Origin of the sequence: Flavobacterium sp. B183 (genome assembly GCF_023539155.1) — a bacterium.
Taxonomy (GTDB): domain Bacteria; phylum Bacteroidota; class Bacteroidia; order Flavobacteriales; family Flavobacteriaceae; genus Flavobacterium; species Flavobacterium tructae.
In genome coordinates, this window is the sequence record NZ_CP097434.1 from 625,337 (window position 1) to 643,908 (window position 18,572).

The 18,572-nt window shown below is 35.4% G+C and carries 21 protein-coding genes; 4 read left to right on the forward strand and 17 right to left on the reverse strand.

What is annotated here, in order from left to right; translation table 11 throughout:
• Positions 1–24: 24 nt before the first annotated feature.
• Genes M4I44_RS02925 through M4I44_RS02935 form a run of 3 tightly spaced genes read right to left on the reverse strand, consistent with a single transcriptional unit; the run spans position 25 to position 2,853 of the window.
• Positions 25–981: a lipid A deacylase LpxR family protein gene (locus M4I44_RS02925; RefSeq protein WP_249966467.1), complete on the reverse strand. Its 957-nt coding sequence runs from the start codon at positions 979–981 to the stop codon at positions 25–27.
• Positions 971–1,741, reverse strand: coding sequence for a monofunctional biosynthetic peptidoglycan transglycosylase (mtgA, locus tag M4I44_RS02930; protein ID WP_017496265.1), 771 nt, complete (start codon positions 1,739–1,741; stop codon positions 971–973). Before mtgA ends, M4I44_RS02925 begins: the two co-directional genes overlap by 11 nt.
• Entirely contained in the window at positions 1,741–2,853 is a 1,113-nt protein-coding gene (locus M4I44_RS02935; protein ID WP_249967404.1) for an FAD-binding oxidoreductase, read from the reverse strand. The genes mtgA and M4I44_RS02935 overlap by 1 nt, the downstream gene beginning before the upstream one ends.
• 278 nt (positions 2,854–3,131) lie before the next feature.
• Here M4I44_RS02935 and M4I44_RS02940 point away from each other — a divergent pair, with 278 nt between their 5' ends.
• Positions 3,132–5,033, forward strand: a complete 1,902-nt coding sequence (locus M4I44_RS02940; protein WP_249966468.1) for a S9 family peptidase — start codon at positions 3,132–3,134, stop codon at positions 5,031–5,033.
• 178 nt (positions 5,034–5,211) lie between these two features.
• On the forward strand, positions 5,212–7,653 hold the full coding sequence (locus M4I44_RS02945) for an ATP-binding protein (RefSeq protein WP_249966469.1): 2,442 nt from the start codon (positions 5,212–5,214) through the stop codon (positions 7,651–7,653).
• Here the strand turns inward: M4I44_RS02945 and M4I44_RS02950 are convergent.
• From M4I44_RS02950 to pdxA, 13 genes are all read right to left on the reverse strand, one after another.
• Positions 7,650–8,999, reverse strand: a complete 1,350-nt coding sequence (locus M4I44_RS02950; protein ID WP_249966470.1) for a sigma-54 dependent transcriptional regulator — start codon at positions 8,997–8,999, stop codon at positions 7,650–7,652. The two genes, M4I44_RS02945 and M4I44_RS02950, sit on opposite strands and share 4 nt — an antisense overlap.
• A 129-nt stretch (positions 9,000–9,128) precedes the next feature.
• Complete coding sequence (locus tag M4I44_RS02955; protein WP_017496270.1) at positions 9,129–9,425, reverse strand: hypothetical protein; 297 nt, start codon at positions 9,423–9,425, stop codon at positions 9,129–9,131.
• 11 nt (positions 9,426–9,436) lie between these two features.
• Complete coding sequence (locus tag M4I44_RS02960; protein WP_017496271.1) at positions 9,437–9,742, reverse strand: hypothetical protein; 306 nt, start codon at positions 9,740–9,742, stop codon at positions 9,437–9,439.
• Between the two features lie 46 nt (positions 9,743–9,788).
• Complete coding sequence (locus tag M4I44_RS02965) at positions 9,789–10,085, reverse strand: PepSY-like domain-containing protein (RefSeq protein WP_017496272.1); 297 nt, start codon at positions 10,083–10,085, stop codon at positions 9,789–9,791.
• Between the two features lie 29 nt (positions 10,086–10,114).
• Complete coding sequence (locus tag M4I44_RS02970; protein ID WP_026109966.1) at positions 10,115–10,405, reverse strand: hypothetical protein; 291 nt, start codon at positions 10,403–10,405, stop codon at positions 10,115–10,117.
• 29 nt (positions 10,406–10,434) lie between these two features.
• The gene (locus M4I44_RS02975) at positions 10,435–10,731 is read right to left on the reverse strand and encodes a hypothetical protein (protein WP_249966471.1); all 297 of its coding nucleotides are present in this window, start codon (positions 10,729–10,731) and stop codon (positions 10,435–10,437) included.
• Positions 10,732–10,804: 73 nt separating this feature from the next.
• Positions 10,805–11,101, reverse strand: a complete 297-nt coding sequence (locus M4I44_RS02980; RefSeq protein WP_017496275.1) for a hypothetical protein — start codon at positions 11,099–11,101, stop codon at positions 10,805–10,807.
• A 299-nt stretch (positions 11,102–11,400) separates the two neighbouring features.
• Entirely contained in the window at positions 11,401–12,750 is a 1,350-nt protein-coding gene (gene accC / locus M4I44_RS02985) for an acetyl-CoA carboxylase biotin carboxylase subunit (protein ID WP_017496276.1), read from the reverse strand.
• 107 nt (positions 12,751–12,857) lie between these two features.
• Complete coding sequence (gene accB, locus M4I44_RS02990) at positions 12,858–13,349, reverse strand: acetyl-CoA carboxylase biotin carboxyl carrier protein (protein ID WP_017496277.1); 492 nt, start codon at positions 13,347–13,349, stop codon at positions 12,858–12,860.
• A gap of 23 nt (positions 13,350–13,372) precedes the next feature.
• Positions 13,373–14,371, reverse strand: a complete 999-nt coding sequence (locus M4I44_RS02995; protein WP_017496278.1) for a beta-ketoacyl-ACP synthase III — start codon at positions 14,369–14,371, stop codon at positions 13,373–13,375.
• Between the two features lie 173 nt (positions 14,372–14,544).
• Positions 14,545–14,739, reverse strand: coding sequence for a 50S ribosomal protein L32 (rpmF, locus tag M4I44_RS03000; RefSeq protein ID WP_007137315.1), 195 nt, complete (start codon positions 14,737–14,739; stop codon positions 14,545–14,547).
• Between the two features lie 9 nt (positions 14,740–14,748).
• Positions 14,749–15,291, reverse strand: coding sequence for a DUF177 domain-containing protein (locus tag M4I44_RS03005; protein WP_017496279.1), 543 nt, complete (start codon positions 15,289–15,291; stop codon positions 14,749–14,751).
• 105 nt (positions 15,292–15,396) lie between these two features.
• Positions 15,397–16,446 (reverse strand): 4-hydroxythreonine-4-phosphate dehydrogenase PdxA, encoded by a 1,050-nt coding sequence (gene pdxA / locus M4I44_RS03010; RefSeq protein WP_070906468.1) that lies wholly within the window; start codon positions 16,444–16,446, stop codon positions 15,397–15,399.
• A 57-nt stretch (positions 16,447–16,503) separates the two neighbouring features.
• On the opposite strand from pdxA, the gene M4I44_RS03015 reads away from it, so the two are divergent.
• On the forward strand, positions 16,504–17,094 hold the full coding sequence (locus M4I44_RS03015; RefSeq protein ID WP_089077199.1) for a riboflavin synthase: 591 nt from the start codon (positions 16,504–16,506) through the stop codon (positions 17,092–17,094).
• A gap of 35 nt (positions 17,095–17,129) precedes the next feature.
• Here the strand turns inward: M4I44_RS03015 and M4I44_RS03020 are convergent, their stop codons facing one another.
• A complete protein-coding gene (locus tag M4I44_RS03020; protein ID WP_249966472.1) occupies positions 17,130–17,342 on the reverse strand; it encodes a hypothetical protein in 213 nt (70 codons plus the stop codon).
• 765 nt (positions 17,343–18,107) lie between these two features.
• Between M4I44_RS03020 and M4I44_RS03025 the strand changes: the two genes are divergently transcribed.
• On the forward strand, positions 18,108–18,551 hold the full coding sequence (locus M4I44_RS03025) for a hypothetical protein (protein ID WP_249966473.1): 444 nt from the start codon (positions 18,108–18,110) through the stop codon (positions 18,549–18,551).
• Positions 18,552–18,572: the final 21 nt, after the last annotated feature.

Sequence of the window (18,572 nt, forward strand, 5' to 3'; positions counted from 1 at the left end):
AAAAACCTCCGCAACCCCAAAACACTAATTCAACAAATACCCAAATCGAATCGACCCGTAAAAGTAACCCGCATTGGTATTGGTATTCGGATCGTTTAATTCTCTGCCCCGATAGATAAACGAGTACGACATATTGAAGTTATTGTGACGGTATTTTAATCCGGCCTCGGCATTGAAACGAAGGGGTTCCAAGTCAAACGTTAGCGGACTGGTGTTGCTAAACATACTGCCTTCGATGGTAGCGTCGTAAAACTGGTAATTGACACTTGGCATTGCATAAAAGTAAAACTCACGGATATTGTATTGCCGAGTATTGCTTACCGCGGCATCGTGTAAATTGGAATCATAAACCGGGAGTAGTTTTTTGAAACCAATCCTAGTCAGTAAGCCTGTTGAAACACCTGTGAAGATTGTCCCTACATTGGCTTCCGACTGAAAGTGAAGATCGACAAAATCGTTATGCTTTAAGGGAAATAATTTCTTCGAATACATTACATGTGCCTGAATAGCGAATGCGTTGTGCAGCTGGTTTTCCCAACCATACACCGTTTTGTACCCAATAAGATGATGGAAACTTTCCTGAGTTTCTCTTCCAAGGGCATTTGGTCCCATAAAGCCCAACTGAAAATCAGTCTTTAAAACGGATTCGCTTTTATAGAAAAAACTTCGTCCTGCTTCGGCAAAAAGATAACCTGTGAAAGGACGATCGTTAATCGTAACAGCTTCTTTGTTTATAAATCTCGGATTATAGATATACTGCCCAATACGAAATTCGGTGATTTCCTTGCTTATTTTTTCGTTATTGTTCTTCGACAAAAAACGATAAAAAAGCTCCAGACCATTGGTATAATACATATCGTTTTTAGACGAAGTATATAAATCGTTATCTGTAATCAAACCTATTTCTGTCGTTTTCGCCTGTCCAAAACTGAAGACCGTCGTCAATAACAGAAATCCGAGAAAGCTTTTTTTATTCTGCATTGTAATTTATTTTCCCAACCGAGCGCATTTCACGAACAATTCGTTCTTTTCTACGGTTGATATAACTGGAAGATCCTGTTGCTTTAAATTTTCTTGGGTTTGGCAAAATGGCTGCAATTCCAGCTGCCTGCATAGGTGTTAAACTTGACGCATCACGACGGTACCAATGTTCGGTTGCCGCATAAGCTCCATACACTCCATCTCCCATTTCGATGCTGTTCAGGTAAACCTCCATAATACGTTCTTTGCCCCAAATGAGTTCTATTAAAACAGTGAAATAAGCTTCTAAACCTTTACGGAAATAACTTTTCCCCTGCCATAAAAAGACGTTTTTAGCTGTTTGCTGCGAGATGGTACTTCCTCCACGAATACGACGTCCGCGTTCGTTGCTTTTATAGGCTTTTTGAAGTGCTTTAAAATCGAAACCATTATGTTTTAAAAAAGTTCCATCTTCACTGGCAATAACCGCTTTTTGCAAATTCATTGAGATTTTATCGATCGGCTCCCAGTCATGATCAAAATAGACTTCTTTACCAGCCATTTTATTTTCGATCGCCCGGATGATCATTAGAGGTGTAAAAGGTACAGGCACATATTTAAAAAACACGACAGACGCAATCGAAATTCCGAAGAACCATAAAAATAATTTGATGAAAAACCACTTTACTTTTTCGCCAAAAGAGCGATTGCCTTTCTTTGGTGCTGGTTTTGGTTTACTGGCGGTTGTTTTTTTTGGTGCCGGTTTTTTGGGTGCTGCCATTATATTAAATCTGCTAATTCTGTTCCTATTAAACTCCCGATTGCTACTCCCATTCCACCTAAACGCACTCCACAAAACACGTTTTCAGACAATTGAGTAACAACAGGATTTTTACTGTTTCCTATTCCCATGATACCGCTCCAACGATGGGCGATTCGGAAATCCTGATTCGGTAAAATTACATTTTTAAGTAAATCCTCCAATTTATTTTGCACAATTTTCGTCTCCCCAAATTCAGTTGTTGTTTCGGTTTCAAAATCAAGATTTCTGCCGCCGCCAAGTAAAATTCTATCGTTTATATTTCTAAAATAATAATACCCGCGATCCAGATGAAAAGTTCCTTTGATGGCTAAATTTGCAATGGGCTCTGTAATCAAAACCTGTGCTCTGGCAGGCTTTACCGCTCCCTTCGTCAGCTGAGCTGCAAAACCATTGGTCGCAAAAAGTACTTTTTTGGATTTAAAACTAAAATGGTTTAACATCAGTTCAACCTCACTCCCTAAATCAGAATAAGTAGTAAGAGTTTGCTGATTCAGAATCAAAATATTCTCAGCAACAGCCTGCCTCAGCAATTCCTGCATCATATTTCCGGTATCAATTTGTGCCTCAAAAGGATTAAAAATTAAATAATCGTGACTGTTTCCAAAACCAAACCGATCGAATTCTTTAGCAAAAACATCCGCTTTGAAAAGTGGTCTTAAAATTTCATTGACAAAAGGCAGCCTTGCAATACACTCCTCAAAATTTAAATCATCTTCTCTTAAAAACAATTCATAACCGCCATACGGTTTGAAATCTATTGCGGTATCGCCTAATCGTTTTCTCAGCAGCTGCAATCCTTTCCATCTTTTTTCTACAAGCCGTACCACTTCCTCTTCTGAATGTGTTTTAAGATCTTCCATAATTTCAGAAAGGCTTCCAAAACATGCAAAGCCAGCATTTTTAGTACTGGCCCCTTGCGGCAGCATTCCTTTTTCCAGAACCAGAATTTTTGCGGTTGGAAATCTTTCGCGTAAGCGTAGTGCCGCGTGCAGTCCTACGATTCCGCTGCCAACAATAGTATAATCAACATTTGTAAACCAGTTCTTGAGTTCCCAGTAGCTTAGTTCCATCATAAAATAATAAATTCCAATTAGTTAAAATCCAAATCACAATTTAGGAAATAAATTTAAGCCAGAACTTTCATTTTTTAAAATTCCAAAACGCGTACTATTTTTTTTCAGCCACGAATTCACAAATTATTTTTGCTGATCCTTAAGAATAAAAATTCGGGAATTCGTGGCTGAAAAAACTTAGCCCATAAACTTTAACAATTTTTGGAATTTGGAATTTAGCTAATTTGGAATTTAATTGTTGTATTTTTAGTCCCACGAAAAATTAGAATTTTATTATGAAAAAAGTATTATTTACAACCTTAATAATGATGAGTTTAAACGCTATCGGACAAAATGTAATGTCCCCAGAGTTGTTATGGAAATTAGGAAGAGTGAGTGCACTCGGACTTTCAAAAGATGCAAAAAATGTTGTTTTTAAAGTTTCTACCCCTTCGGTTGAAGAAAACAAATCGTCTTCTAAATTTTACATCATTCCTGTAGGTGGTGGAACTGCAACCGAAATTAAAGACACTAAAGAAGTTTTGGCAGATAAAAACGTTTCGCCTGACGGAAAATTTCTAGTGTACAACGAAGAAGTGAAACTGGAAAAAGTTCTAGGTAAAGATTTTTATCCAAAACTGGATAAATCAGATGCCCAGATTTATGACGGATTGGATTATCGTCATTGGGATACCTGGAATGAAGGTAAATTCAATCATGTTTTTTACAAAGAAAACAAAGAAGGTGCTGCCGGAATTGATATCCTGAAAGGTGAAAATTTTGATTCTCCGCAAAAACCTTTTGGCGGTGACGACGATTACATCTGGTCTCCTGACGGAAAAAGCATCTTATATGTATGCAAGAAAAAAGCAGGAACTCAATATGCGATTTCTACTAACACTGATATTTACGAGTATAATTTAGAAACTCAGAAAACGATAAACAGAACCGAAGGTAATTTAGGTTACGATACAGCACCACAATTTTCTCCAACAGGAAACTTAACCTGGCTGCAAATGAAACGTGACGGTTATGAAGCAGATAAAAACGATCTTATTGTTGAATTTAAAGGCATCAAAACAAACTTAACGGCAAACTGGGATGGAACTGTAGATAATTTTATCTGGAGTAAAGACGGTAAAAATGTATACTTTGTAGCTCCGGTGGATGGTACAAAACAGCTTTTTACAGTTAACTTTCCGGGATTGACCAGAATCGCTATTCAAGTTCGCCAATTGACTAATGGAGATTTTGATGTAAATGATTTAGTAGGTTTTGCCGGTGATGATATTATTGTTACCAGAAATGATATGAATCACGCTCCGGAAATTTATTCTTTTAATTTGAAGAAAAACACCTGGAAACAAATCTCAAATGTAAATACAGAAACCTACAAAACATTAGCGCTTAGCAAAACAGAAAAGCGTTATGTAACTACTACAGACGGTAAAAAAATGTTGGTTTGGGTAATTTTACCTCCAAATTTTGATGCTTCTAAAAAATATCCAACTTTATTATTCTGTCAAGGTGGACCACAAAGTGCTTTAACACAATCGTATTCTTTCCGTTGGAATTTCTCCTTAATGGCTGCAAAAGGTTATGTGGTGGTTGCACCAAACCGTCGCGGAATGCCGGGTCATGGTGTAGAATGGAACGAGCAGATTAGTAAAGATTGGGGCGGACAGGTTATGGATGACTACCTATCAGCAATCGACGATGTTTCTAAAGAAAACTATGTAGACAAATCTCGTTTGGGATGTGTAGGCGCAAGCTACGGAGGATATTCTGTGTTTTATTTAGCAGGTATTCACAAAAACCGTTTCAAAACTTTTATCGCTCACGACGGTGTTTTCAATACCGTGAGTATGTTAGGAACTACTGAAGAGGTTTTCTTTAACAACTGGGATTTTGGAGGTCCATACTGGGAGAAAGACAATGCAGCGGCTCAAAAATCGTATACTGTTTTTAACCCAGCAACAATGGTACAAAACTGGAACAGACCCATCTTAATTTTCCAGGGAGGAAAAGATTTCCGCGTACCAATCGGACAAGGACAAGAAGCTTTTCAGGCGGCACAATTAAGAGGACTTAAAAGCAGATTTGTGTATTTCCCTGATGAAAATCACTGGGTTTTACACCCGCAAAACGCTCAGGTTTGGCAAGGTGAATTCTTCAAATGGCTGAACGAGACACTTTAAACCGAAATATATTAAATTAAAAAATAGCCGCAGATTTTGAAAATCTGCGGCTATTTTATTTTCCGGGTCCTCTTAATTATGTAAAACATTAGCATTATTTTGTATTTCAAAAACCGAAATTTTAAATAAATTGCACTGATTTCCAATATAAACATCCAAAAACCTATAATATTACCCCATGGAGAGTAAAAAAAGTTACATGCCGATAAAAGTACTCTTCAGTTATATTGCTCTACTGGGATTAGTGGTTACCGTGGGTTGGTTTTTATATTCAGAAAATGTGGTTTACAACAAACTCGAAAGTAAAATTGCTTTTGAGAAAACTAAAATCTTAAAAGTAAGCAAGCTATTCTCTAACGTTTACAAGACCGAAAGTTTAGCCAGAAAAACCATTCAAACCAATTCTGAGGCTGATTTCAAAAGCTATCTTATCGAAACCGATTCTTTGAAGTGCAGAATTGATACTTTAAAACAAATTGTTACCACACAATATCAAAAGACCCTGCTGGACAGTGTTACGTATCTGTTGTCGGAAAAGACAAAAAACATCAAACAGTTAAAAACCATAAAAAATAAAGCCGACGATGAAGTTTCGGTAAATACGGCAATTGATGAAATTACCAAAATGGAGTTTAAACTCCGTAAATTAGAACTTCAGGATTTCAACAAGAATCCGAATCAATTAGGGAGTTATCAACGCAATGTACTTCAAAAATATGTGGATTATCTCAATCAGAATATCCCTGATGATAGTACGAACACTTTGAGCAAACAAGCCTCGGATTCAATTTTGGCCAATTCGAAGAAACTTTTAAGCAATGTAAAACTGAAAGCTGAAAAGAAAAAAGAATCCCTAAACTTCGAAGAAAACAAATTATTAAAAAATGAAATCGCAATTTCAGAACAACTACGAAAAGTACTTCGAATTATCGAAAGAGAAATCATCATCAACTCGATAAAAAACAATTCTTTAAAAGAAAAATCACTTAAAAAAGTGAATGATATTGTTACAGCTTCGGCTATTATTGGTTTGGTGCTGACTTTATTTTTCTCGATACTAATTGTGAGTGATTACTCTAAATCGCAGGTTTATAAAAAGAAGCTGGAAATTGCGAATTTTAAAACCAAAAACTTACTGAAAAGCCGCGAACAACTCATTTCTACAGTGAGTCACGATTTAAAAACCCCTTTAAGTACAATTGTAGGATATTCAGAATTGCTGGGTAATTCTGAGGTGAATTCCAAGCAGTCTTATTTCATCAAAAACATTAAAAATTCTTCTGAATATATTACGCAGCTGGTTCAGGACTTGTTGGACTTTTCTCAAATCGAAGCTGGAAAAATCACCATTGAAAAGGTCCCATTTTTATTGCCGGAAGTAATCGACGGAGTCGCCAAGAGTATTCAAACCGTTTACCAACAAAAGAACATCGACCTGATTATTAACGTCGATGAAAAATTGAATGCCCGAATTGTTGGAGATCCTTTTAGACTAAAACAAATTCTGAGTAACATTATTGGGAATGCCTATAAATTTACCGAAGAAGGCTTCATAAAAATAAGCGCTTACACCACAGAAAATGACGATTTTTTTGTTGTTTCCATTCAGGATTCAGGAATTGGAATCGAAAAAGGGAATCAGAAATTAGTTTTCGAAGAGTTTGCTCAGGCGAATGAGGGAATTGAAAAAAAATACGGTGGAACCGGCTTGGGATTATCCATTTGTCAAAAAATAATTTCGATTTTAGGCGGAAGTTTAAATCTTGAAAGTGCTTTTGGAAAAGGAAGTACTTTTCAAATTCAACTTCCTCTATTGTTCGATAACAGTCAGAATTTAGCAGTTGAAGAAAAAGAATCCATTACACTGAATACTCCAAAACAAACCTTTATCGTTCTTGACGATGATATTAATCTTCTGAATTTAACGAGTGGTGTTTTGAGACAGGAAAAGCACGAGATATTTTCTTTTAACAGTGCCGAAAAAGCTCTTGAAGCTATTGGAAACACTCCTTTCGATTTTATTATCACTGATATACAAATGCCCGAAATGGATGGTTTTATGTTCTTGGAAAAACTCAAAAACAGCGGTTACTCCACTTTTAAAAACCAGCCTGTAATTGCTTTAACCGGAAGGACTGATCTGGATGCTTCGGTTTATACAAAAGCCGGTTTTACTACGGTAATTCAAAAACCCTATTCCCCAAAAGTACTGCTGGAGACGATTCACCTGATTCTGGAAAACGATACATTGCCCAATATTGACATTCACCAAGATGAGGAAACCATAAACTCAACATTATACTCTCTGGACACCCTAAAAGAGTTTCTAGGTGACGATAATGATGAACTAAAAGAAATTTTGAAATCGTTTATTGAAAACAGCTCTGAAAATCTTAACGCTTTAGAAAATGCCCTCCAGTCAAAAAACATAACCGAAATTAACTTAATCGCACATCGAATGGCTCCTATGTTTAAACAAATTCAGACACAGGAAATAAGTGAAATTTTAAAAACTTTAGAAAGTACAAATCTTGATATTTCTGAAGCAGAGGATATTTTACGCAATTTAAGATCTAAAACAACTATACTCTTTGATGCCTTACAGCAAGAAATGACTTAATCTATATTGTAATGCTTTAATTTGTTGTAAAGTGTTTTTCTGGTAATTTTAAGTAATTTGGCTGCTTCTGATTTGTTATTCTGTGCTCTCGATAACGCCTGAATAATGGCTTCTTTTTCATTTTCGGATAAGGAAAAATTATCGTTGGAACTTGTTGGCTTTTGTATCTGAAAAAACTCTGCTGGCAGAACGTCACTTTCGATAAATTCACCTTTGGACAACAATGTCGAACGTTTGACACAATTTTGCAATTCACGTAAATTTCCCGGCCAATTATAATTTTGAAAAATTGCAACTACTTCGGGTGAAAATCCAATCACCTCTTTGTTCAGCTGCTGGTTCGCTTTTTCCAGAAAATAATCTGCAAAAACCATCAAATCTTCCTCTCTCTCTTTTAAAGAAGGCGATAATATAGAAAACTCGTTAATTCTATGGTATAAATCCTCTCTAAAATCGCCGTTTTTTACTGCCTCACGCAAATCTTCGTTCGTAGCGGTAATAATGCGTATATCGACGTTTATTTCTTTATTACTTCCAACAGGTTTAATTTTTCGTTCCTGAAGTGCTCTTAACAGTTGAATTTGATTCTCATAAGAAAGATTCCCTATTTCATCCAGAAAAAGCGTTCCGCCATTAGCTGCTTCAAAATAACCCATTTTGTCGCTGATAGCACCAGTGAAAGATCCTTTTAAATGTCCGAAGAATTCACTTGCTGCCAATTCTTTTGGAATAGCTCCGCAATCGACCGCAATAAAATTATTGTTTTTCCTTAAACTTTGCTGATGAATACTTTTGGCAATAATTTCTTTTCCGGTTCCACTCTCTCCGATAATTAAAACCGACATATCTGTCGGGCTTACCAATTGAATATGATCCAGAAGTTTTTTAGACGCTATAGAAATCCCTTTTACAAATTCGTTTTCGGTAGCAGTTTGTTTTTTTGCGGTTTTTTTCTCTTTCACCACTACTTCATCTGTCTCCTCTTCTGAAGCTTTTAACGCATTTGTGATGACCAGTAAAACTTCATCAGGATTGAACGGTTTTGAAATGTAATCGGCTGCTCCATTTTTGATGGCTTTAACTGCGGTATTAACATCAGAGTAGCCTGTCATCAAAATTACCGGAACTTGCGGATATGCCGTTTTAATTTCAGCCATAAGTCCGATACCATCAGAATCAGGTAAACGGAGATCTGTTAAAATCAAATCGAAAGATTCTTTTTTGATTGCAACTCTGGCTTCGGCAGCTGAGAAAGCAATGGCTACTTCGTATGTTTTTTTGATTAGAAATTTCTCTAATAATTTGCAGAACGAAATATCATCTTCTATCAGTAATATCTTTGGCATTTGTTTCTGAGGACTTTTTTGCTAAAATAATACTAATAAAATTGTCTTTTCACAAAATTATGTAAAAAAAAAGAGATTGCTTATCGCAATCTCTTTTTCACCAAAAACATAAATCTAAAATTCACCTAATTATATCTTTAACCAGTTGCCATTGACATCTGAAAAAACAGTAGCCTTTTGGTCCCCAACTGATATCTCAAGTTTATATTCCTTTTTTTCGTTTACCCATGCTTTCGCGAGTTTTGCTCCAGGATACGCTGTTTGCAATGCAGTTTTCACAGCAGCTGGCACAGCATCTGCAGCAACTTCTGTATATTCTGTCTGAACATTAACAGCAATTTTTATTTGCTCCTGAGCAACAACAGTATTCGCAGAAACGGATAAACTTCCTAAAACAACTGCTACTGATAAGGCTAACTTTTTCATATTATTCTTTTTTAATATTTCGGGGCAATGACTCCTTTGTCATTTGTGAAAACAAAATGTTTGTCCTGATCGGCCCCGGAATTAAGTTCTAATTTGTACTGCTTTTTCGGATTTACATAAGCCTTTACAAGCTTTGAACCTGGAAAAGATTTTTCTAAAGTCGCTTTAACTTCAGCAGGAAGTGCTTCTGGTTTTATTTCCTTAAAATCGTCTTGAAATTTAACAACATTCAAAACTGATTTTTTTAATGTAGTCGCTTCTGCATTCGTTAATAAACCTCCTAAAATGATTACAGCTGATAAAATTAATTTTTTCATAAGTACTTGCTTTTTTTAATTAGTATTAGCTGATAAAATTAGGCAATTATTTTTTAAGAATATTTCCGGAAGCATCTGTAAACACAGTGTATTTTTTATCTCCGCTGGAAATTTCCAATTTATACTCATCCTTCTCACTCTTATACGCTTTTTCAAGTTTTGTGTTAGGAAAAGATTTTTCGATTGTTGACTTTACTGCAGCCGGAACTGCATCTGTACCAATCTCTTTGTATTCATCCTGAACAATTACAGATTGAATGTCTGAAGTTTTCACTGTCGAAGTTGCTGCCTGAACGGATAAACCTCCAAGAACAATCGCTGCTGATAAAATTAACTTTTTCATAATAAATGGTTTTTATGGGTTACTAATCGTTATTTTTTAAGAATATTTCCGGAAGCATCTGTATAAACTGTAGATTTTTCTCCTCTAACGGTTATCTCTATTTTATACTCCTTCTTTGCATTTACATAAGCTTTATCCAGTTTTACTCCCGGATAAGCATTGTCTAATGCGGTTTTGATCGCAGCCGGAACCGCATCAACTTCTTTATATTCATCCTGAACACTTACAGTTTTTACCAATAAACCTGTCATTGTTCCATTTCCTGCCTGCATAGACAAACTACCTAACACGATAGCTGCCGATAAGATTAACTTTTTCATAATGATCCTTTTTAATGGTTCTTAATTAATTATTTTTTGATCCAGGTTCCATCTGCATTTGCATAAAGAGAGCCTACTTTGTCACCTACCGTAACACTAAGCTTGTACTCTGATTTTTCATTTTTGTATGCTTTTGAAAGTATTGCATCCGGATACGCTTTTTTAAGAGCATCGATTACAGCAGCAGGAACTTCTTCCACCTTAATTTCAGTGTACTCGTCCTGGATAACTGCTATTTTTACGATTGTATTTGACATTGGAGAAGTTGAAGCAAATGATGTTAAACCTCCCAAAACGATTGCGGCTGATAGAAATAAATTTTTCATAGTTTTTATATTTTAGTACTCTTAATTTTATTTTAATGTTCTTAATTTGTATAAACATAAGAACGGCTTTACCTTATTTTTTAATCCAGGTTCCGTCTGCATTAGCAAAAAGGTTACCTACCTTTTCTCCTACTGTAACGTCTAATTTGTACTCGGATTTTTCGTTTTTATACGCTTTTGTAACTACAGCACTTGGATATGCTTTTTTCAAAGCTTCGGTAATTGGAGCAGGTAGCTCTTCTAGTTTGATCTCTGTATATTCGTCTGCAACAGAAACCGTTTTAACGATAGTGTTTGCAATTGGAGCATTTGATGCGAATGATGTTAAACCTCCTAAAACAATTGCGGCTGATAAAAATAAATTTTTCATAATGTGTACGTTTTAAATTATTTAATAGTTGTTTACGCTTTAGATAATGAAATTATTATGCCGTAACGAAAACGTTGTACCTACAATTAGCTAAATCCTTATTTTTAAAGGAATTAAACCATTTGTGCCAAAATTCAAAATTTATAAAAAGTGTGTAACTCAGGAAAAACCTGTATAAAAAATACACACCAAAAGTGTTTACTCTACCAAAAAACAAACCCGATAAGTTTCTAAAACCTATCGGGTTTACCAGTTGGTAACATAAAAAAAGGCTGTTGAAAAATCAACAGCCTTTAATTTTATTCCTCTATAGGTTTCATTTTAAATGTATCCATAAAAGCAGTAGTATAATCTCCTGCAATATATCTTGGGTCATCCATCAATTGTCTATGGAATGGTATTGTAGTTTTGATGCCTTCAATAACAAATTCATCTAAAGCTCTTCGCATTTTACTGATAGCTTCTTCTCTTGATTGTGCAGTTGTGATTAACTTTGCAATCATCGAATCGTAGTTTGGCGGAATGCTGTAACCAGAATATACGTGAGTATCTAAACGAACACCATGTCCTCCTGGCATATGAAGTGTAGTAATTTTTCCTGGTGAAGGACGAAAATCGTTATAAGGATCTTCGGCATTAATACGGCATTCGATGGCATGTAATTGTGGTAAGTAGTTTTTTCCTGAAATTGGAATTCCGGCCGCCACCATAATTTGCTCACGAATTAAATCGTAGTCAATTACTTGTTCAGTGATCGGGTGCTCTACCTGAATACGAGTATTCATTTCCATGAAATAGAAGTTTCTGTGTTTGTCCACTAAAAACTCTACTGTTCCGGCTCCTTCGTACTTGATGAATTCTGCCGCTTTTACAGCTGCTTCTCCCATTGCCGCACGCAATTCGTCAGTCATGAATGGTGAAGGTGTTTCTTCAGTTAATTTCTGGTGACGACGTTGTACAGAACAATCTCTTTCAGAAAGGTGACATGCTTTTCCGTATGAATCTCCAACAACCTGAATTTCGATATGACGTGGTTCTTCGATAAGTTTCTCCATGTACATTCCGTCATTTCCAAATGCAGCGGCAGCTTCCTGACGTGCACTTTCCCATGCTTTCAATAATTCATCTTCTTTCCATACCGCACGCATTCCTTTTCCACCACCACCGGCAGTAGCTTTAAGCATTACCGGGTAACCAAATTCTTTAGCTAACTTTTGTGTTTGTTCGAAAGATTCTAATAATCCGTCAGAACCTGGTACACATGGAACTCCTGCAGCTTTCATTGTCGCTTTTGCAGAAGCTTTATCTCCCATTCTGTCAATCATCTCAGGAGCTGCACCAATAAATTTGATTCCGTGCTCCTGACAAATTTTTGAGAATTTAGCATTCTCAGAAAGAAATCCATAACCTGGATGTATTGCGTCTGCGTTAGTAATTTCGGCAGCAGCAATTATATTTGACATTTTCAAATACGATAAGTTACTTGGAGGGGGCCCAATACAAACCGCTTCATCAGCAAACTTAACATGTAAACTTTCAGCATCGGCTGTAGAGTAAACTGCTACAGTTTTGATCCCCATTTCTTTACATGTACGAATTACACGAAGTGCAATTTCTCCTCTATTTGCAATTAATATTTTTTTAAACATCTTATTTTAATTAGATAATTAGACAATTTGATCATTAGATAATTTTAGATGTCTGTATTAATTCTGTCAGATCAATCTAAAATCTAAAATCTAAAATCTAAATTTATTTATGATGGATCAACTAAGAATAAAGGTTGGTCAAATTCTACAGGAGACATATCGTCAACAAGAATTTTTACAATTTTACCTGAAACTTCCGATTCGATTTCGTTGAATAATTTCATTGCTTCAATTACACAAAGAACATCACCTTTTGCGATAGTGCTTCCAACTTCAGTAAATACTGGTTTGTCTGGAGATGGTTTTCTGTAAAAAGTTCCAATAATTGGAGATTTAATAGTAATGAATTTAGAATCTTCAACAGCAGCAGCAGGTGCTTCTGCACTTACATTTACAACTACAGGAGCTGTTTGTTGAGGAACAACTGCTTGTGGCAATGCTGCCTGAGCTGGTAATTGCTGTACATAAGTAGCTTCAGTTACATTCGTTTCTAAAGTTGTTCTGATCGTGATTTTCACATCATCCATTTCCAACTTTACTTCTGCAACACCCGAATTTGCTACAAATTTGATTAGGTTTTGAATTTCTTTTAAATCCATAATGATTCGTTTTTAGTTTTGATTTATTTTTTATCGTATGCCCATTTTAAGTAAATAGATCCCCAAGTGAATCCTCCACCAAAAGCGGCAAAAATAATATTATCTCCTTTTTTAAGCAAATGTTCAAAGTCGCTTAACACTAATGGTAACGTAGCTGAAGTAGTGTTACCATATTTTTCAATATTCACCAATACTTTTGAATCCTCAAGATTCATTCTGTTTGCAGTAGCATCGATGATACGTCTGTTTGCCTGATGTGGCACTAACCAATTCACGTCCTGATTCGTAAGATTGTTTCTTTGCAAAATCAATTCGCTGGCATCGGCCATATTGGTTACAGCGTATTTAAAAACGGTTTTTCCGTCCTGAATAATATTGTGTTGTTTGTTTTGTACGGTCTCTGCTGTAGTTGGAGTTAAAGAACCTCCTGCAGAAATTTTAAGAAAATCGCGTCCTACACCGTCGCTTCGTAAGTATTCATCTTGTAAGCCTAAGCCTTCATAATTTGGTTCGAATAAAACGGCTCCCGCTCCGTCGCCAAAAATAATACAAGTTGCTCTGTCTGTATAATCTACAATTGATGACATTTTATCGGCACCAATTAATAATACTTTTTTATATCTTCCTGACTGCACATAAGCTGCAGCGGTAGACATACCGTATAAGAAACTTGAACATGCCGCCTGCAAATCATAAGCAAATGCATTGGTCGCTCCAATTTCTGTCGCAACAAAGACTCCTGTAGAGGCCACCGGCATATCTGCTGTAGCTGTTGCCATTATAATCAGATCAATCTCTAACGGATCAATATTAGCTTTTGCTATTAAATCCTGTGCTGCTTTTATAGCAAGAAACGATGTTCCTTTATCAGCATCTTTTAAAATCCTTCTTTCTTTAATTCCGGTACGAGTAGTAATCCATTCGTCATTGGTATCGACCATCGTTTCCAAAACTTTGTTCGAAAGTACAAAGTCGGGAACGTAAGCTCCAACAGCGGTAATTGCGGCTGTGATTGTATTCATTATATTCTATTATTTCGTTTCAAATACAGCGTATCTGAAAAATTTTTAAAAGACTTGAAAATTACAAAAAAAAACGAAATTAATTTGCAGTTATTTTCTTAAAAAAAGAAAAGTATAACCAACAAAAAAAACTCTCACTATGTGAGAGTTCCAGTATCATTTACAAAAACGTATTAAGCAACCGCTACAGATTTATCGATAACAACTTGCCCTCTGTAGTACATTTTACCTTCATGCCAGTAAGCTCTGTGGTATAAATGTGCTTCTCCAGTAATAGGACATGTAGCGATTTGAGCTACAGTAGCTTTATAATGTGTTCTTCTCTTATCTCTTCTTGTTTTCGAGATTTTTCTCTTAGGATGTGCCATTTTACTATATTATTTATCCGTTAATAGTTTCTTTAATTTGTCCCAACGCGGGTCAATATCTTCTTCTTGTTTACTCTCTTTTTTCTCTTCTTTAACCGTTAGCTCATTCAGTTTTTTTAAAGCGTCAGTTTGCAAACTGCCGTCTTTCACTCCTGGATGAACTCGTTTTAGAGGTACCGACAGTGCAATCATTTCATAAATGTACTGTGCTACATCAATTTCATGCTCTCCATGCGGTAAGATTAAAAGCTCTTCATTATCGTTATTGAATTCTTCTCCAAAACGAACTATTAATTTCATTTTGCCTTTTAAAGGCAAATCAAAATCTTCGCTTGTCAGATCACAAGGTACATTTACAGTCCCTTTGTGTTTGAATTCCAACTCTAACATGTTGCTTTTCTTATCTAAAACTAAACCTACTTTGATATCTGAACTTTGAAATTCGTCGTAATCAAAGTTCGCAAAGAACGTGTTACTTATTTGATACTCAAAATGGTGTTTTCCTAGTTTTAATCCTACGAAAGGAATTAAAAATTCTTTTGTTTTGCTCATTTCAACATCAATTTGTCCAATCCATATCTAAAACTCAGATACCTGAATTGGGGTGCAAAGATATAAAATTATTATAAAACTAATAATCTTATTCACCTTTTTTGTTTATAACTGTTTTTCTTTTATTTTGAGTGGTTTTTCAGTAATCTCCTCATACTGATTACGCGAGCGAAAAATATCTATTGCAAGATAAACCGCCTCCTTAAATGAGTTAAAATCTGCCATATCTTTTCCGGCAATATCATAAGCCGTACCATGATCCGGTGAGGTTCTAACCTTATTCAAACCAGCCGTATAATTCACTCCTTTACCAAACGACAATGTTTTAAACGGAATCAGTCCCTGATCGTGATAAGTAGCTACAATAGCATCATACTTCTCATATTGACCACTTCCGAAAAAACCATCTGCCGAAAATGGCCCAAAAACCATAGTTCCTTTTTCAAAAATCTTTTTCAAAGCTGGCTTCAAAATCAAATCTTCTTCTTTCCCAATCACACCTCCATCACCACTATGTGGATTCAATCCTAAAACAGCAATTTTTGGCTTAACAATACTAAAATCCTGAACCAGTGATTTTCTGATTGTTTCAATCTTTCTAACGATTAATTCTTCTGTCAAATGCGAAGAAACCTCATTCAACGGTACATGATCGGTAAGCAAACCTACTCGTAAATTATCCTGAACCATCATCATTAAAGCATTTCCCTCTAATTCTTTGTCCAGATAATCGGTATGTCCCGGAAATTTAAAATCTTCCGATTGAATATTGTATTTGTTTATTGGCGCCGTTACCAAAACATCTACCAAACCTTCTTTTAGCGCTTTGGTAGCCGCAACAAATGATTTAATTGCGTATTCGCCAATTTTCTCATCATTTTTACCGAAGTTAATATCAACCCCCTCTTTCCAAAGATTAAAAACATTGACTTTTCCTGGCAAAACCTGCTCTAATTTATCTACACCGTGAAACTGAACAGTCGACGTGAAGCTTTTTTTAACAAAAGAAAGTATTTTGGCGTTTGCAAAAATAACTGGCGTACACATCTCCAACATACGAGAATCTTCGAATGTTTTTAATATAACTTCGCTTCCAATACCGTTTAAATCTCCAACCGAAATTCCAACAATTATATTTTCTGCTTTTTTATTCATGAGCTCAGATTATTTATTACTAATTTTGATGTGCAAATTTAGTAAAATAAAACCAAAATGTTCACAGGAATTATAGAAACCCTAGGAAGGATTCACGAAATAAAAAAAGATCAAAACAATCTTCACATCACAGTTGACTCCACAATCACTAATGAATTAAAAATTGACCAAAGCGTTTCTCATAACGGAATCTGCCTGACGGTTGTAGCTATAAAAGATTCATTTTATACCGTAACCGCTATCGACGAGACCATTTTAAAAACCAATATTGGCGACTGGAAAGAAGGCGATATTGTAAATTTGGAAAGAGGAATGAAACTTGGAGACCGTCTGGACGGGCACATTGTACAGGGGCACGTTGACCAAACCGGAACCTGCATTAAAATCGAAGAAGCACACGGAAGCTGGAATTACACTTTTGAATACGACAAAAACCTCAGCAATATTACCATCGAAAAAGGTTCTATTACGGTAAACGGAGTAAGCCTCACGGTCGTAAACTCAAAAACAAACGAATTTAGCGTTTCGATTATTCCTTACACTTTTGAAAATACTAATTTTAAAAACTTCAAAGTTGGGACTAAAATAAACCTTGAATTTGACGTTGTTGGAAAATACATTTCAAGACTTTATGCCATAAACAAATAATTTACAGAATATACCCATAAAAAAAAAGCTTCAGTTTACGCTGAAGCTTTTTTTATTTTATTTCGATATATAATTGTAATCCCTAAAACAACGGCCACTATTGCCAAAAATACTAAATGATCGTCTATTGGCACTATGTCCGGATCGTTTGGATCATCTGGTGGAGGCGGTATAGATTGTGCCAAAGCACTCAAACCACTTATCAAGGTCAGGCAAACTGTAAAAAAAACGGTCTTTATTGTCTTCATAATTTTAACATGCTGCAAAACAGCAAGGTAGGTTGTTAAACTTATTTTTATCTACTACAATTCTCACAAAAACAGGGGCTTACAGCGAATTGTGCGACAAATGTATAAGATTTTTATAGAACCACAAGGTTTAAAACAAAAAAAGCAAAACAAAAATAATCTGCCCATTTTACCGTAAGAATAAACCTTAAAGTATCAATCCCCCACTGCTATTTACGTATATTCCTGTCTGTTAGTTTTCTATTTCCACAAATCAAAACTCCTTTTTTATCACAATAAATCCGGATTGCGTGATTTACGAAAAAAATACATCCGTTTTAGTTCATTACACTGTTATTTCGCAAAACTAACTACTCTAAAACACGAGCAACTGCTTTCTATTCAAAAAACCAGATATTAACCACAAATAACCTCCCATTACACACCAATTACAGTTATTACAATAGCCCGTTAAAAGCAAGACTAAAGCGATACTTTTGCCCTATATAAAACAAAAATTTGAGTCTATTTCTAATCAAAGTAAGTTTTAAACCGCGTTTATTTTTTGAATTCTAAATCAGGGAACAAATCAGCTATTATCAGAAGACAAAAACACCTGATTTAAAGAAAACTAACTCAATTCCGACAACTTAACTTATGTCTTTTTATAGTAAGTTTTTTTATTTAAAAAAGATTTATATACAAAGAAAAACCGAAAAAAGTTCATTTACATTTTTGCTTGCTTAGCCCCCTAAAAGCAGACAATTAACTTAAATCTATTATCAAATGAGGAAAACTACTATTATACTGCTTCCATTGTTGTTCTTTTTGCAACTGTCAATTGCCCAATCACAGATTAAAAAGGAAAAACTGAAAGAGTTTCGTAAAAGTGCGAAATGGAAAGAAATGATGAAGGATCCTAATGCAAACTTCAATGAAACTAATGTTGCTTTTAATGAATTTTGGAAAGGAAAACCCAATCCGTTAGAATTGATGGAGGGAGAAGAAGAAGCGTTGGAAGAATTAAAAGAAAGATCATTCATTTCCAGACTCTTTAAAAGCAATAGAACACTAAAAAAAGAATCGCTTCAGTACGCCGAAGATTTTAAGAAATTTAAATTTTGGAGAATCCAAAGCGAAGGTTTTGTAAAATCTGACGGAAGGGTAATGACTCCCGATGAAATTCAGGAGATGGTCCAACAGGAACTACAAAGCAGGCAAAAAAAATAAAAATAATTCCCCGATAATCTT